This is a genomic window from Acinetobacter sp. 22323, from assembly GCF_052044895.1.
In the GTDB taxonomy this organism is placed as follows: Bacteria; Pseudomonadota; Gammaproteobacteria; order Pseudomonadales; family Moraxellaceae; genus Acinetobacter; species Acinetobacter schindleri.
In genome coordinates this window covers 12,477-26,822 of record NZ_JBQEOL010000006.1, presented here as the reverse complement: position 1 = coordinate 26,822, position 14,346 = coordinate 12,477, and the positions used below count along the sequence as shown (strand labels likewise).

17 protein-coding genes are annotated in these 14,346 nt (G+C 44.8%); 12 read left to right on the top strand and 5 right to left on the bottom strand.

Features of this window, described 5'->3' with window-relative positions; all coding sequences use genetic code 11:
- Positions 1–57: 57 nt before the first annotated feature.
- Entirely contained in the window at positions 58–1,608 is a 1,551-nt protein-coding gene (murJ, locus tag ACTJIX_RS05470; RefSeq protein ID WP_171063854.1) for a murein biosynthesis integral membrane protein MurJ, read from the bottom strand.
- Positions 1,609–1,673: 65 nt separating this feature from the next.
- Positions 1,674–2,258: a 1,6-anhydro-N-acetylmuramyl-L-alanine amidase AmpD gene (gene ampD, locus ACTJIX_RS05465; protein WP_163167639.1), complete on the bottom strand. Its 585-nt coding sequence runs from the start codon at positions 2,256–2,258 to the stop codon at positions 1,674–1,676.
- Positions 2,259–2,438: 180 nt separating this feature from the next.
- On the opposite strand from ampD, the gene nadC reads away from it, so the two are divergent.
- Positions 2,439–3,284, top strand: a complete 846-nt coding sequence (gene nadC / locus ACTJIX_RS05460; RefSeq protein WP_286862429.1) for a carboxylating nicotinate-nucleotide diphosphorylase — start codon at positions 2,439–2,441, stop codon at positions 3,282–3,284.
- 123 nt (positions 3,285–3,407) lie between these two features.
- Here the strand turns inward: nadC and ACTJIX_RS05455 are convergent, their stop codons facing one another.
- Positions 3,408–3,530 (bottom strand): hypothetical protein, encoded by a 123-nt coding sequence (locus tag ACTJIX_RS05455; RefSeq protein ID WP_290445826.1) that lies wholly within the window; start codon positions 3,528–3,530, stop codon positions 3,408–3,410.
- A gap of 158 nt (positions 3,531–3,688) precedes the next feature.
- Positions 3,689–4,405, bottom strand: coding sequence for a ribonuclease PH (gene rph / locus ACTJIX_RS05450; protein WP_004813903.1), 717 nt, complete (start codon positions 4,403–4,405; stop codon positions 3,689–3,691).
- Between the two features lie 198 nt (positions 4,406–4,603).
- On the opposite strand from rph, the gene ACTJIX_RS05445 reads away from it, so the two are divergent.
- Complete coding sequence (locus tag ACTJIX_RS05445) at positions 4,604–5,233, top strand: TetR family transcriptional regulator (RefSeq protein ID WP_004813904.1); 630 nt, start codon at positions 4,604–4,606, stop codon at positions 5,231–5,233.
- An 83-nt stretch (positions 5,234–5,316) separates the two neighbouring features.
- On the opposite strand, the gene ACTJIX_RS05440 is transcribed toward ACTJIX_RS05445, so the two are convergent.
- Positions 5,317–5,931: a thiol:disulfide interchange protein DsbA/DsbL gene (locus tag ACTJIX_RS05440; RefSeq protein WP_004813905.1), complete on the bottom strand. Its 615-nt coding sequence runs from the start codon at positions 5,929–5,931 to the stop codon at positions 5,317–5,319.
- A gap of 181 nt (positions 5,932–6,112) precedes the next feature.
- Here ACTJIX_RS05440 and ubiG point away from each other — a divergent pair, with 181 nt between their 5' ends.
- The 10 genes from ubiG to ACTJIX_RS05390 all read left to right on the top strand — a co-directional run bounded on the left by ubiG (position 6,113) and on the right by ACTJIX_RS05390 (position 14,333).
- Positions 6,113–6,841 carry a bifunctional 2-polyprenyl-6-hydroxyphenol methylase/3-demethylubiquinol 3-O-methyltransferase UbiG gene (gene ubiG, locus ACTJIX_RS05435; protein ID WP_048882125.1) on the top strand — a complete coding sequence of 243 codons (729 nt, stop codon included), beginning with the start codon at positions 6,113–6,115 and terminating at the stop codon, positions 6,839–6,841.
- On the top strand, positions 6,838–7,521 hold the full coding sequence (locus tag ACTJIX_RS05430) for an HAD family hydrolase (protein ID WP_163172585.1): 684 nt from the start codon (positions 6,838–6,840) through the stop codon (positions 7,519–7,521). Before ubiG ends, ACTJIX_RS05430 begins: the two co-directional genes overlap by 4 nt.
- A 63-nt stretch (positions 7,522–7,584) precedes the next feature.
- Positions 7,585–8,331, top strand: coding sequence for a YciK family oxidoreductase (locus ACTJIX_RS05425; protein WP_180185295.1), 747 nt, complete (start codon positions 7,585–7,587; stop codon positions 8,329–8,331).
- Between the two features lie 168 nt (positions 8,332–8,499).
- A complete protein-coding gene (locus tag ACTJIX_RS05420) occupies positions 8,500–8,919 on the top strand; it encodes a hypothetical protein (protein ID WP_180185294.1) in 420 nt (139 codons plus the stop codon).
- Positions 8,920–9,103: 184 nt separating this feature from the next.
- Positions 9,104–9,259 (top strand): hypothetical protein, encoded by a 156-nt coding sequence (locus ACTJIX_RS05415; protein WP_167367438.1) that lies wholly within the window; start codon positions 9,104–9,106, stop codon positions 9,257–9,259.
- Between the two features lie 283 nt (positions 9,260–9,542).
- Positions 9,543–9,926 carry an RcnB family protein gene (locus ACTJIX_RS05410; RefSeq protein ID WP_004813917.1) on the top strand — a complete coding sequence of 128 codons (384 nt, stop codon included), beginning with the start codon at positions 9,543–9,545 and terminating at the stop codon, positions 9,924–9,926.
- Positions 9,927–10,145: 219 nt separating this feature from the next.
- Positions 10,146–10,532, top strand: a complete 387-nt coding sequence (locus ACTJIX_RS05405; RefSeq protein ID WP_048882123.1) for an RcnB family protein — start codon at positions 10,146–10,148, stop codon at positions 10,530–10,532.
- Between the two features lie 133 nt (positions 10,533–10,665).
- Entirely contained in the window at positions 10,666–12,015 is a 1,350-nt protein-coding gene (gene argA / locus ACTJIX_RS05400; RefSeq protein WP_286862437.1) for an amino-acid N-acetyltransferase, read from the top strand.
- Positions 12,016–12,351: 336 nt separating this feature from the next.
- Positions 12,352–13,311, top strand: coding sequence for a sulfonate ABC transporter substrate-binding protein (locus tag ACTJIX_RS05395; RefSeq protein ID WP_286862439.1), 960 nt, complete (start codon positions 12,352–12,354; stop codon positions 13,309–13,311).
- Between the two features lie 29 nt (positions 13,312–13,340).
- Positions 13,341–14,333 (top strand): sulfonate ABC transporter substrate-binding protein, encoded by a 993-nt coding sequence (locus ACTJIX_RS05390; protein WP_440611249.1) that lies wholly within the window; start codon positions 13,341–13,343, stop codon positions 14,331–14,333.
- The last annotated feature ends 13 nt before the right edge of the window (positions 14,334–14,346 follow it).

Below are 14,346 nucleotides of genomic sequence, written 5' to 3'. Positions count from 1 at the left end.
GATGGAATAAGAAGTAAAAAATAAGAGCCTCATGGCTCTTATTTTTTTGCATGAATTTTATGGTTTCAGATGTCGTGGTCGGAAACCGGTCAATACCAATGCGAGCAAATAAACTGTGACTCCGACAATGCACAGCCCGATGACTTCAGCCACACGGATCCATTGCGATACCTCACCATTATACCAGGTCAATGCATATGCCAGCGCTGCGATCATGGCAAAGTTGGCAAAACCAAACTGCAACATGAGCTTTTTCCAGTGGCCACCAAAGCGGAAAATATCACGCTTGTGCAGATAGAAATATAGCATTCCGGCATTGACCAAAGCTGAACCTGAAGAAGCTAAAGCCAATGCCATGTGTTCTGCATGCCAGTCGATCAGCTTGAAGAATCCAATAAAAATGACGTTCAGAATCGCGTTAGCAGCTACTGCAATTAAACCGACACGTACCGGTGTTTTGGTATCTTGCTGGGCATAAAAACCTGGTGCAAAAACTTTAATCAACATGAATGAAATCACGCCAGCACTCATACACTGGAGCGCCATTGCTGTCATCTGGGTATCTTCCAGATCAAACTGGCCACGTTGGAACAGCGCCTGAATAATCGGCGTAGAAAGCATGAACAGCGCAATACTGGCCGGTAGGCCGACCATTACAATCACTTTCGCCGCCCAGTCGATCATGCTACGGAATTTCACCTGATCCTGTTCGGCATGACGTGCCGATAAAGATGGCAGAATCACGGTACCAATTGCCACGCCAATCAAGCCCAATGGCAACTCCGTCATACGTTCAGCACTATAAAGCCAGGATACCGAACCATCCTGCATAAAGGATGCCCAGATCGTATTCAGCAACAGGTTGATCTGCGTCACTGAAACACCAAACAGGGCTGGCAGCATCAGTTTCATGATGCGGTCTACGCCTTCATGCTTGAAGTCGATTTTGGGTGGAATCAGCAGTTTCTTGCGCCACAGTTCCGGAATCTGAATCGCCAGTTGCAAAGCACCCGCAATCAATACTGCCCAACCCAATGCCATGATCGGTTCGGCCATATACGGGGTAAGCCACAAGGCGCCGGCAATCATTGCCACATTCAAAAGCACAGGTGCAAAAGCGGGTGTAGTGAATGAACCGTAGCTGTTCAGGATACTGCTGGCAAAAGCCGTCAATGACATGAACAGCAGATAAGGAATGGTCAGGCGGAACATGTCCGATGCCAATGCGAACTTCTCTGGATCTGCATGGAAGCCAGGTGCATAGACATAAATAATGGCGGGTGCAGCCACCATGGCCACGAAGGTCAACAGGCTCATGACGGTAGACAGACAGCCAAATACCCTACTAATCAGGATCTGTACCTCGGCATGCGTCCGTGTGGTTTTATATTCGGTCAGTACCGGAATAAAAGCCTGTGAAAACGCCCCTTCCGCAAACAGACGCCGGAAGAAATTGGGAATACGGAATGCGACCACGAAGGTATCGAAGTCCTTGCCTGCACCAAAGACATTGAGCAGTACAATATCCCGGACCAGACCCAGTACCCGTGACAACATGGTCATCGCACTGACAATGACGGTCGAACGCCACAGCGCCATACTGTTCACCTAATGTTTAAATTTTGCCTATTGTAATGAAACTTCTGGCAGAAGTTCATTGCTTTATCACATTCCTATTCAGGTATTGATGTATTTTTATAATGATGTAATTGTTCACGGAATGCGACCCAGTTGAAATGTAGGCCTGGATCAGTTTTACGTCCCGAAGCAATATCAGAATGTCCGGCAAAGTGTTGCTGGATTTTTGGATAATAGGCTTGCAGACAGGCCGTCACCTGCACTAGTGCATCGTACTGTGCCTGTTCAAAGGGAAGGTCATCGCTGCCTTCAAGCTCAATCCCGATCGAATAATCATTGCATTCTTTCTTAGCGAGATAGGTCGAACGGCCCGCATGCCAGGCCCGGTCATTAAAATTGACGAACTGCAGCACTTCCCCGCTACGCAGAATTAAGAGATGGGTAGAGACTTGCATGCCCTGAATGGTCTGAAAATAAGGATGTACTGACCAATCCAGCTGATTCTGGAAAAACTGCTCAATATAACCACCGCCAAATTGTGAGGGCGGCAGGCTGATGTTATGCACCACAATCAGTTGAATCTCGGTATTTTCCGGACGCTGGTTAAAGTTGGGTGAGGGAATCTGGCGTGCACCGATGAGTTGTCCATCCTTCACATGAAACGCAGGTGCTTGTTGCATAAAAACTTTCCTATCCCCAATCAAAATGACTGCTGCGCAATGCAGCTGGCCTAATGCTAAAACTTTCGTATCCAAATCTCAATTCAGCTGTGATGACTGTACGAAAAATCGCTCATTTTTATGTAACAGTGCTAATATAACGCGCAATTTTCACGGCTTACAAAAGATACGGAAATACTCATGAGCATATCTCAAGCTTTGCTAGAGCAGTCGATTCAGATCAATATTCAACAGGCGCTGGCTGAAGACATTGGTGATGGTGACATCACTGCCCTGCTGACACCTGAAGATGAACAGGCTACTGCCACCATTATCAGTCGTGAGAATATGGTGCTGGCTGGGCAACCTTGGGTGAATGCTTTGATTCAAGCCTACGATCCAAAAATTGAAGTGATCTGGCTGAAGAATGACGGTGATCGTGTCGGGGCCAATGAAGCCTTCCTGAAACTGGCAGGTTCTGCGCGCAGTCTCCTCACGGTAGAACGTCCGGCACTGAATTTTGTCCAAACCCTGTCTGCAGTCGCGACCAAAACAGCAAGCTATGTCAAACAATTAGAAGGTTTAAATACCAAACTGTTAGACACCCGTAAAACTATTCCCGGCCTGCGTATTGCACAGAAATATGCCGTAGCGATTGGGGGTGGTCAGAATCATCGTCTGGGGCTATTCGATGCCTTTTTAATTAAAGAAAATCACATTATGGCAGCCGGTGGGATTGAACAGGCCATTGCCAAGGCACATCAGATAGCACCAGGTAAACCGGTAGAAGTCGAAGTAGAAACCTGGGATGAGTTAAATCAGGCACTTGAAGCCAAGGCAGATATCGTGATGCTGGATAATTTTAGCCAGCAGCAAATGATTGATGCGGTGAAGCATGTAGCAGGTCGTTGCAAACTGGAAGCTTCGGGCAATATTACGATTGAGAACTTACGTGAAGTGGCTAGTACAGGTGTAGATTATATTTCGATGGGCGTTCTGACCAAGGATGTGAAAGCAATTGATTTATCCATGCGTTTTAACGCCTAGATCTTGCTGAATACGCGATAGAAGAAGGGTGCGAAGCACCCTTTTTTTATTTTTCGATTTTTTTTGTGCAGTTTTTGCACAAAAAATAATAAAGATGAATGAAGTGACACTTGGGTATGATGACTAATTGGTATTTTGTCCTGCTGGTGCAGAAGCACCATCCCGATCTGCATCACGGGAATTATTATCACAGGCAGTCAGACCAAGAACGGTACAGAGTGAAAGTGCCATGAATAATATTTTCATACGTCGACCCTCTATAGTTAACTAGATTGAAAATCATCTCTCGAAACACAGAGATACAGTAGATAGGTCCTGTTCAATTTTTGTGAGGCAATGTTGAAGCCTAAGACTACCCATAAAAAAAACGCATCCGAAGATGCGTTTTTTTATTAGAGGCTAAATTACCAGCCTAAAGCTTCTTGCTGTTTCTTGATCAGCTCTTGGATGCCCTTCTCAGCCATTTCCAGCATGTCATTGCATTGACTACGGGTAAATGGCTTGTCTTCTGCAGTACCTTGAATTTCAATAAATTCACCCGCTTGGGTCATCACGACATTCAAGTCAGTCTGGCAGTTAGAATCTTCTTCATAGCAAAGATCTAGTAATACTTCATCTTTGAAAATACCCACAGAAATTGCAGCAACCAGACCTTTAAGTGGATCTTGCTTGATTTTTTTCTTTTCAAGCAACACATTCATCGCATCAATCAATGCTACCGCAGCACCGGTAATAGAGGCTGTACGTGTCCCGCCATCTGCTTGGATCACATCACAGTCGATGGTAATCGTATTTTCACCGAGTTTTTTCAGGTCCACCATAGCGCGCAGGCTACGGCCGATCAGACGCTGGATTTCCTGAGTACGGCCACTCTGTTTGCCACGTGCCGCTTCACGGTCGCTACGGGTATGTGTTGAACGTGGCAGCATGCCATATTCTGCGGTTACCCAGCCTTGGCCCTGACCTTTCAGGAAACGGGGTACCGAGTTGTCAATGCTGGCAGTACAAAGCACTTTAGTATGACCAAATTCAACCAATACTGAACCTTCCGCATAACGTGTGTAATTGCGGGTAATTTTGATGTCACGTAATTGATCTAATGCTCGCTGGTCGATACGCATAAATAAGTCCTGCTTTGACTGAAAAATAATTGCGGCTCAGTATAGCAGAAGCCTCTGCCAAGATTGCCCGGCCCTTGGCATGATTTACAAAATCAATTCAGTCTTGTTCGATCAAAATACAAAATCAGGCCATCTGAATGGCGCTGCGTGATTGCCGATTTTTTGTTAAACTTAAAGGGAAATATCGAGAAGATTTTTATGTCTTTACGTGCAGAACGCAAACAGCAAAGTCATCAGGCAATACTAGATGCCGCACTGGTACTGAGTAGCCGTGGTCGTGCATTTAGCAATATCAGCCTGCGTGAACTGTCCCGTGAAGTTGGACTGGTGCCGACGGCGTTCTACCGGCATTTTAAGGACATGCAGCAATTGGGTCTGGAACTGCTCGACCAAGTCGCCATTAATTTAAAAGGTGTCTTAAATCGGCTGGTAGAAGCTTACTTGTATCAAGTACATTCAGACACTGAAACCTCAATTGGTCTTTTCCTTCAGGCTGTTGAAGAACATCCTGAGCCATGGCTATTTTTTAGTACAGAACGTTGGGGCGGATCAGACTTTTTGCGGACCAGTATTGAGCGAGAACTGCAATTTTTAGTTGCTGATCTGGTCGATGAGCTGGGAAATCTTTATTCCGCTCAGGGAATCAAATCGCCTCAACACTTGAGGCTGCTGATCCAGATGCTCGTGGATTTATCCCTGAATTGGGCGATGGGTTGGCTGAGTATTCAGGGTCTGTCAGATGCCAATCTTCAACAAAGTCGCGCAGCAGAATTTAAAGCTCAGACGGTTATTCAGATGCAACTGCTATTTCAGGGCATTCATGCATAAACAGCCTTCAGGCAGCTAGAATAGATATTTTCAACAATAAAAAACCTGCAGCAATGTGCAGGTTTTTTAAGATCAGGCAGAAATTATTTTGCCTTACGCTCTTTTTCTACCAGGAAATTTACCACCTGAATTACTTTGGCATCATCACCCTGAACGACATACTTACCATTCACGGTCACGGCTGGCACACCCGTTAACTGATAAGATGCGGCTAGATTTTTCGCCTGGGCGATTTTTGAAGAAATCGGGAATGATTTATACGTACTGTTAAATTTCGCTTCTGAAATACCATAACGGGTATAGAACTTGGCGAGTTGTGCTTGTTCTAAAATTGGTTTTTGCTTCGCATGGATATCATGGAACAACTGCAAGTGCGCTTTTTGACGAACACCCAGGGCTTCAGACACATAATAGGCACGTGCTGCCTGTTCCCATAGTGGGTTCATCGCAGCTGGAGTACGGACAAAACGAATATCTTTAGGCAGTTGTTTCAACCAGGTCTGCATATGCGGTTCAAGTGTGTAGCAGTGACCACAGCCATACCAGAAGAATTCACGTACTTCGATTTTTCCCGGCTTTTCAACTTTGACTGGCTTAGCCAGCACTTGATAGTCTTGGCCTGCTACAAAGTTGGCCATCGCACTGCCAGAAAATGCTAAAACAGATGCAGCAACAGTGCCTAAAATAAATTTTTTCATTGGAATTATGATCCTCTAAATCTTTATGATTAGCTTATGCAGATACTATAAATCAAATATGCGGCTTTCGTTTTTATTCTGTGAACTTTTTTAAGGCTTTTATCGCTTTTTTTGCAGGAAGCGCTACACTAATCAACATTGAACTTTTTTAAAATATAACGACTTGATTGAGGTGACACCGATGTCGCAATTGAATGTTGATCCACAAGAAATTGCCAAATTTGAAGCTTTCGCAGCCATATGGTGGGATCAGCATTCCGAGTTCCGCCCTTTACACATGATTAATCCACTACGTCTGAACTGGATTGACGAACATGCTGGCGGCTTGAGCGGCAAAAAAGTTCTGGATGTAGGCTGTGGCGGCGGCATTCTGGCCGAAAGCATGGCACGCCGTGGGGCTGATGTGCTTGGTATCGATATGGGTGAAGCACCCCTGAATGTGGCACGTCTACATGCGGAACAGGAAGGTGTCAGCAATATTCAATACCGTCAGGTTCCTGTTGAGCAACTCGCCGAGGAACAGGCGGGACAATACGATGTGGTGACCTGCATGGAAATGCTGGAGCATGTTCCAGATCCGGCATCGATCATTCAGGCTTGCCATAAACTGGTAAAACCAGGCGGTCATGTGTTCTTCTCGACCATTAACCGTAATCCGAAGTCCTATCTGTTTGCCATTATTGGTGCAGAATATGTGCTGCGTATGCTGGCACGTGGTACACATGACTACAGCAAATTTATCAAACCATCTGAACTGGCGCATGACATCCGCAACGCTGGTCTGAAATTAAAAGATATGACGGGTCTGCACTATAACCCGCTGACCAAACGTTACTGGTTAGCGCCAAATGTAGATGTTAACTATATGGTCTATACGGCAAAAGAACAGGCGAATGGAGCTGCTGAATGAAAGCAGTTCTCTTTGACCTCGATGGTACCTTAATTGACACTGCTGCCGACTTTGTCCGCATTATTCAGGATATGTGCCGCGAAGAAGGCCGTGAAGTAGTAGCACCAGAGTTGATCCGCACTCAGGTTTCAGAAGGTGCTCGTGCCATGGTCAAGCTGGTCTATCCGGAACTCGAGCTGGAAGATCCTCTCCTGCTGGCGCATCGTCAGCGTTTCTTAGACCTGTATGGTGCCGATATTGCAGTAGATACTGACCTGTTTGACGGCATGTATCCACTGCTGGAAGCTTTGGAGGCACGCAGTATTCCTTGGGGTATTGTCACCAATAAACCACGCTGGTTAAGTGAATCGCTGCTTGCGGCATTGAATCTCTCAGAGCGCTGTTCGGTACTAGTCTGCCCGGAAGATGTGGGCCGTACCAAACCGGATCCGGAGCCGATGTATCTGGCAGCAAAACAGATTGACCTGGCGGCTGAAGACTGTATCTATGTCGGCGATCATCCACGTGATATCGATGCCGGACGTGCGGCCAATATGTATACTATTCTGGCAGCCTATGGTTATCTGCCTTTAGAACATAAAGATAATTTAAACACCTGGCAGGCGGATTGTATCGTGCATAGTGTAGAAGAATTACATCAACGAATTCAGGATCTGGTTTTAAAGCCAGTACTCGGCTAAAACTCAGGTTCCGGTCAGAACATTAAACTTCACAACAATAAGCAAGAAATAAGGAGGTCGTTCATGAAGTATTCAGAATATCAACCTCGCTCAGACCTGTTAAAGGATCGTATTATCCTGATCACAGGTGCCGGCGATGGCATTGGACGTGCAGCAGCGATCAGCTATGCCCTGCATGGCGCGACGGTAGTGCTGCATGGTCGCACCCTGAACAAGCTTGAAGTCATCTATGATGAAATTGAAGGTTTGGGTGCACCACGCCCGGCAATTCTGCCTTTACAGCTTTCCAGTGCTTCTGAGCGTGATTATGAGCTCCTGTTCGAAACGCTGAGTAAACAGTTTGGTCGTCTGGACGGAATTCTGCATAATGCAGGCATTCTCGGTGAACGTACTGAACTGGCAAACTATAGCCCCGGCGTCTGGGATGATGTAATGGCTGTCAACCTGCGTGCACCCTTTGTGCTGACTCAGGCCCTGCTTCCTCTGCTCGAAAAATCTGAGCATGCTTCTGTGGTCTTTACCAGTTCAGGTGTAGGCCGTCAGGTGCGTGAACGCTGGGGAGCTTATTCAGTTTCTAAGGTTGCCATTGAAGCGGTAAGCCAGCTATTTGCCAAAGAAAATGTACATCCACATGTGCGTTTTAACTGCATTAATCCGGGTGCAACCCGGACTGCGATGCGTTCTAAAGCCTATCCAGATGAAGATCCACTAACCTTGCCAACCCCGGAATCGATTATGCCGGCTTATCTTTACCTGATGGGTGATGACAGTCTGCATATGAATGGTCAAAGTATTGATGCGCAGGATTAACTGCTGATTGAAGTGAAAATGATTGAAATGAGGGAGCCTTGGTTCCCTTTTTTATTGCTATTTTAGAATGAAATAATGCATAAATCTTATCTGACTCCACCCTGGTCGCATTGAGTTTCGCTAAAATTCACCCATACTATCGCTAACAGATTTTGATTCGAGTGCAACATGACTGACCTAAACAACATCACCGTGACCACTTTGGAAGATGGCATGGTGTCACTTCTGATTGATCAGCAGCCGGTTTCTGAAAAATACGGCGTGAAGTTTGAAGCCAGTATTGTGGACGACATCAAAGCACTCGAAAATGGCAGCAAGCTAAAACTATTCGAGCAGTTTATCTTTTCCCATACCGATCTGAACTTTGAACATGCCTATTACTATGTGACAGGTATTGAAAAACTGGATGATGGCTACCGTTTGGCTAAACATTTTGTGTATCGCATTAAAATTGAAAATCAGCCGGATATCGAACATGTAATTAGCAATCAGGGCAAGCCCATGACCACGGATGATGTACGTGCCTTTATTAATGCACATCTCCAGAAGTCCCTGACTGACTATACCGATCTGAACTACGCTTACTAAGCCAGGTTTAAACCGATATAAGAGCACGCCAAGCGTGTTCTTTTTTTATTCGGAAAACCTATTAAAAACAGCTATAAATCGGTTTTTTACATATTAATAATAATTTTATTCGGTTTTTCAAATTAAAGCTTGAGCGCTATGATGCCTGCATTCAAGATGATGACCAGATAAAGGAGAATCCAGCATGGCTGACCAAAAACGTAAAATCGAGACTATTCGCCATATTGAAAGCCTGCAATTATCAGCTACCTTGATTCAAGCTTTAGATGATGCCACTGAAGCGGAATGTGTGGCTGAAGCGATCCAGTCGTTACAGGGTTTGACTGAACAATGGAACTAGTTCAGACCTGCAAATATTGAGGTACTATTCGACTGGAATATAGGAGATAAATTGCCCTAATTAACCGGTTTTGTCTTGACCTCACCATACATTAGCCTCAGGATAGTATTCCACAGCTTCTCAAGCGCTTAGCCTGTATGAAGTGTTCAAAAACTACTGAAATCATGGCATAGTCATAATCTCTCTGCATTCTTTAAAGAATACATGCCTGATCTTCACAGTTTCTCTGCAATTTTTGCGTAAATTAGACTGTAGAAAATGAACAATTGATTGAGGGTTCACCATGAAAAAGCTTTTGGTTGCTTTGACAATGTCTATCAGTACATTAATGCTGACGAATGTTGCCAATGCCGCGCCGCATTTTGATGATGAACGTCATATGGATCAACGTCAAGGTCAGTCTAAAAAATTCCGTGATCGCGCAGATGATGATCATGAAGACCGTCGCCGCATGCGTGAAGAGCGTGGTGTAAAGCGTTTACAGCAAATGAAATGGCAACCCGGCTATGTCATGCCACAGCACTATCGTGGTAATGGTTATAAAGTTGAATATAAAGACCACAAGTTGCCAAAACCGGACCGCAGACAGCAATGGTATAAAGTCAATAATGAATACATTCTGGTCGATTCGGACAACAACAGTATCATTCGAATTCTTGGACATTAAATCCTCACATTTTCATAGACCCAACTTGTTTGGGTCTTTTTTATTTTAGCCAGGTGGTATTGGATGCTGTTCTTGACTAAAAAAACCTGTAATTCACTCTTATTCTTCTTTTTTTCTTCATAAATTTAACAATTCGCCTAAATTGCCCTCACGGTTTCTCTCTACTGATTCGCTAATTTAGTCTCATCGAAACGATAATGATGAATTCAGGTGAATGCCATGAAAAAAGTGTTAACAACAATCGCTTTATCCTTGAGTGCTTTAGTTGCAACTTCTGCAATGGCTGCACCGCAACATGATCCGCGTTATGCGCCACATAAACCGGCACCGCATTGGGATCATAAAGATGCGAAAAAATGGGACGATCGCCGTGATGACCGTCGCTGGAATGATAAACGCTATAACAACCGTGTGGTGAATCCAAGCCGTGACTGGCGTGTCGGTCAAAAGCTGCCTAACCAGTATGACAACCGCCGTTTTGAAGTAAGTGGTTATGAAGCACGCCGTCTGCCAAATGCAGGCAGAAACCAGCAGTGGTACAAAATCAATGGTGATTATGTGCTAGTCAATGAGCGTAATGACAAGATTATCCGTATCCTCAACTAAATCTCAATTCTGTATCTTTTCTCCATTGCACCTGAAGCCCACGCTTCAGGTGTTTTTTTATTGCTGTACTTCGTTCCCGGGTTTTTTTAGAATCAAATTCAATTAAGTATTATTTTCTCATATAGGCCAGCGCATGAACCCAGCAGAACCGTCTCAAAGCACAACTTTGCAATATGTGCATTGGTTTCGCCATTCTGCGCCCTATATTAATGCGCACCGTAACAAGACCTTCGTGATCATGTTTGATGGCGAGGCGGTGCTGCATGACAATTTCCAGCATATTATTCACGATATTGCCCTGCTGCATTCTCTCGGAATTCATCTGATTCTGGTGCATGGTGCGCGTCCACAGATCAACCTGAATCTGGCAGCAAGTCAGATCATCACGCCTTTTCATCGTCAGCGCCGAATCACAACCCGTGAATCGTTGAGCTGTGTCATGAATGCTGTGGGTTCAATCCGCCTGCAGATTGAAGCCTTGCTCTCAATGGGACTGGCCAACTCACCCATGTATGGCGCCCGTATTGATGTCGTATCCGGTAATTTTGTTACTGCCAAGCCTTACGGGATTCGTGACGGTATTGATTTCCAGTTAACTGGTGAAGTCCGTACCGTAGACACCAATGCGATTCAGCGTCATCTTGACAGCCATAACATTGTGGTGCTTGGACCAACCGGTTATTCCACCACTGGCGAAGTGTTCAACCTGCTGGCTGAAGAAGTTGCGACCAAAACTGCGATTCGTATCAAGGCAGACAAGCTGATTTTCCTGGGTAAACAGCATGGCCTGCTGAATATGGATGGACAATTGCAACGTGAAGTGCAGCCAAGTCAGCTGGATGCTTATATTATGCAGGATGCTCAAGACCTGCCATCCGAACTGAGCTTGCAACTTCGCGCTGCACAGGAAGCCTCGATGAATGGCGTCAACCGTGTGCATCTGATTTCCTATGCTCATGATGGCGCGCTGCTGGAAGAACTGTTCACCCGAGATGGTTCCGGCACCCTGATTACCGATGCCCATTATGAAGATGTACGTATGGCTACCATTCAGGATGTTGGCGGTCTGATTAACCTGCTACGGCCTTTGGAAGAAGAAGGCATTCTGGTGTATCGCTCACGCGAACGTCTGGAAAACGAAATTGAACAGTTCGCGGTCATTGAACGTGACGGCATGATTCTGGCCTGTGCCGCGTTATATCCGATTCCAACCACAGGCAATGAGCTGCGTTCTGCTGAAATTGCCTGTGTCGCTGTCGATCCAAGTTATCGCAAGTCCAACCGCGGCAGCCAGATTCTGAATTATCTGGAAGATAAAGCCCGGAGCATGGGTATTCAGCAACTGTTTATTCTGACCACACGCACTGCACACTGGTTCCTGGAACAAGGCTTTGAACAATCCTCTGTCGATGATCTGCCCGATGCCCGTCAGGCGCTATATAACTATCAGCGTAATTCCCTGGTTTGTAAAAAGTCACTTTAATGTGACTTTTTATTTGTTTATATATCTTATTTTTTGCTAAAGATATGTGGATTTCTTAAGTATTTAACTTAAAAAGCTTTGCATGGATTTTCATATCCATATCTTTATATTTTATTAAAAAAATTATGTATACATTTCAATAACTTAAATTATGTAAAAATTAAATTCCATAAAGATTCCAAATCACTTTTCTACATAAGTTTTTCGCTTTTTTATTTATCTTTTTTTCTCATTAGAAATTCCCGAATTGTTATTTTTTTGGAAAATAAAAAACGATTAGCGTATGCCTAACTTGTCTATTCCATCTAATTGGCTTTTTGTCAGGAGTTTATATTCATGCGCCAATCTACGGTTAAATTCATTGCAAAAACAGCAGCCCTGAGTACTGCTATTGCTGGCGTGATGTTGCTCTCTGGCTGCTCTAAAAAAGAAGAAAGTGTAACGCTGAATATCGGTTTCCAAAAATATGGCGTCCTTCCAATCTTGAAAGAACGCGGCACGTTGGAAACTTTATTAAAACAACAGGGCGTAAATGTGAAATGGGTGGAATTCCCGGCAGGTCCACAATTACTTGAAGGTCTGAATGTAGGCAGTGTGTCTTTTGGTGAAGCCGGTGAAGCACCGCCAATCTTTGCTCAGGCAGCCAACTCAAATCTGGTGTATGTCGCAAACCAACCTGAAGCACCTAAGGCTGAAGCTCTGATTGTACAAAAAGACTCAAATATTCAGTCCGTCCAGGACCTGAAAGGCAAACGTGTTGCACTCAACAAAGGCTCAAATGTTCATTATTTACTATTAAAAGTCCTTGAAGCCAATAATCTGAAACTCAGCGATATTGAAGTGGTGTACCTGCCACCTTCTGATGCACGTGCCGCTTTTGAGCGTGGAGCGGTTGATGCCTGGGTGATCTGGGATCCATTCTTTGCGGCAGCAGAACATCAGATTGGTGCACGTGTGATTGCAACTGGTGAGAATATCGTGAGTAATCATCAGTTCTATCTGGCTGATCGTAAGTTCGCTGAAGCGAATCCACAGATCATTGATGCGGTAGTGAATGAGCTGAACCTGACTACTGAATGGGTATCTAACCATCAGGATGAGGCAGCGAAACTTCTAGAAAAACCGACAGGCCTGGCATTCGACGTATTGAAAACTTCAATTTCACGAATGGGCTTTGGGGTAAAACCGCTCACGCCAGAAGTGGCGCAAAAACAGCAGCAGGTCGCTGATGCCTTTTATGGTCAGCAACTGATTCCAGCAAAACTGAATATTCAATCAGCAATTTTAACCAAATAAATCATAAGAAAATATCAGGGGATCTAATAATGACTCAACATCAGCGACACAACAAAGCAATCACACGGTTCAAAACCTCCAGTCATGCTATGAATGCCGTATTAGTTGCTTGTGCGATGTTGGGTTCAAGTGCCGCTTGGGCAGTTGATCCGTCAGTGAAACAGCTTCGTGTAGGCTACCAAAAAGCTTCGGTAAACCTGGTCATTGCACAACAGCAAAAGCTACTTGAACAGGAATTTCCAAATGCAAAAATCAGCTGGAACGAATTTCCAGGCGGACCACAAATTTTAGAAGCATTAGCTGTAGGTTCTATTGATATCGGTGCGACTGGAGACACTCCTCCTGTCTATGCTCAAGCTGGTAATAAACCATTGCATTATTTTGCTTATGAAACTGCAAAACCGCTCTCTTCTGCCATTCTGGTACAACACAATTCCAAAATTACCAAATTGAGCCAGCTCAAAGGTAAACGTGTCGGCGTTCATCGCGGTTCCAGCTCGCATTATTTACTGGTCCAGGCAGTACGTAAGGCAGGTTTGCAATGGACCGATATCCAGCCAATCTGGTTAAGCCCTGCGGATGCACGCGCAGCTTTCCAGAAAGGTGCGATTGATGCCTGGGCGATTTGGGACCCGTACTATGCTGCAGCGCAAGTAGAAGATAAAGCCAGAGTCTTATCTTCAGGGAAAGGCTTAAGTCCCAATTATACCTTCTATCTGGCTTCAGAAAGTTTAATTAAAAAACACCCGCAAGCATTAAAAGGAATTATCAAACAGGTCAATGTTGCAGATAAATGGGTACAGCGTCATAAAGCTGAAACTGCAAAAATCTTTGCGCAAAGTACTGGCTTAAAACCAATTGTCAGCCAGACCTTTATCCAGCGTCGTCCTAATCCATCTGGTGCTGCACCGCTCACCAAGAAAGTGATTGCCGACCAGCAAGAACTCGCGAACCGTTTTAGCGAACTCAAGATCATTCCAAAATCTATCAATATTCAGCAAGCCGTTTGGGCAGGCAAATAATTCAAGGATCAAA

Bases quoted from the DNA above. Each gene is read 5' to 3' on its own strand.
- ampD (WP_163167639.1), bottom strand. From the start codon at position 2,258: ATGCAACAAGCACCTGCGTTTCATGTGAAGGATGGACAACTCATCGGT.
- nadC (WP_286862429.1), top strand. From the start codon at position 2,439: ATGAGCATATCTCAAGCTTTGCTAGAGCAGTCGATTCAGATCAATATT.
- ACTJIX_RS05455 (WP_290445826.1), bottom strand. From the start codon at position 3,530: ATGAAAATATTATTCATGGCACTTTCACTCTGTACCGTTCTTGGTCTG.
- rph (WP_004813903.1), bottom strand. From the start codon at position 4,405: ATGCGTATCGACCAGCGAGCATTAGATCAATTACGTGACATCAAAATT.
- ACTJIX_RS05445 (WP_004813904.1), top strand. From the start codon at position 4,604: ATGTCTTTACGTGCAGAACGCAAACAGCAAAGTCATCAGGCAATACTA.
- ACTJIX_RS05440 (WP_004813905.1), bottom strand. From the start codon at position 5,931: ATGAAAAAATTTATTTTAGGCACTGTTGCTGCATCTGTTTTAGCATTT.
- ubiG (WP_048882125.1), top strand. From the start codon at position 6,113: ATGTCGCAATTGAATGTTGATCCACAAGAAATTGCCAAATTTGAAGCT.
- ACTJIX_RS05430 (WP_163172585.1), top strand. From the start codon at position 6,838: ATGAAAGCAGTTCTCTTTGACCTCGATGGTACCTTAATTGACACTGCT.
- ACTJIX_RS05425 (WP_180185295.1), top strand. From the start codon at position 7,585: ATGAAGTATTCAGAATATCAACCTCGCTCAGACCTGTTAAAGGATCGT.
- ACTJIX_RS05420 (WP_180185294.1), top strand. From the start codon at position 8,500: ATGACTGACCTAAACAACATCACCGTGACCACTTTGGAAGATGGCATG.
- ACTJIX_RS05415 (WP_167367438.1), top strand. From the start codon at position 9,104: ATGGCTGACCAAAAACGTAAAATCGAGACTATTCGCCATATTGAAAGC.
- ACTJIX_RS05410 (WP_004813917.1), top strand. From the start codon at position 9,543: ATGAAAAAGCTTTTGGTTGCTTTGACAATGTCTATCAGTACATTAATG.
- ACTJIX_RS05405 (WP_048882123.1), top strand. From the start codon at position 10,146: ATGAAAAAAGTGTTAACAACAATCGCTTTATCCTTGAGTGCTTTAGTT.
- argA (WP_286862437.1), top strand. From the start codon at position 10,666: ATGAACCCAGCAGAACCGTCTCAAAGCACAACTTTGCAATATGTGCAT.
- ACTJIX_RS05395 (WP_286862439.1), top strand. From the start codon at position 12,352: ATGCGCCAATCTACGGTTAAATTCATTGCAAAAACAGCAGCCCTGAGT.
- ACTJIX_RS05390 (WP_440611249.1), top strand. From the start codon at position 13,341: ATGACTCAACATCAGCGACACAACAAAGCAATCACACGGTTCAAAACC.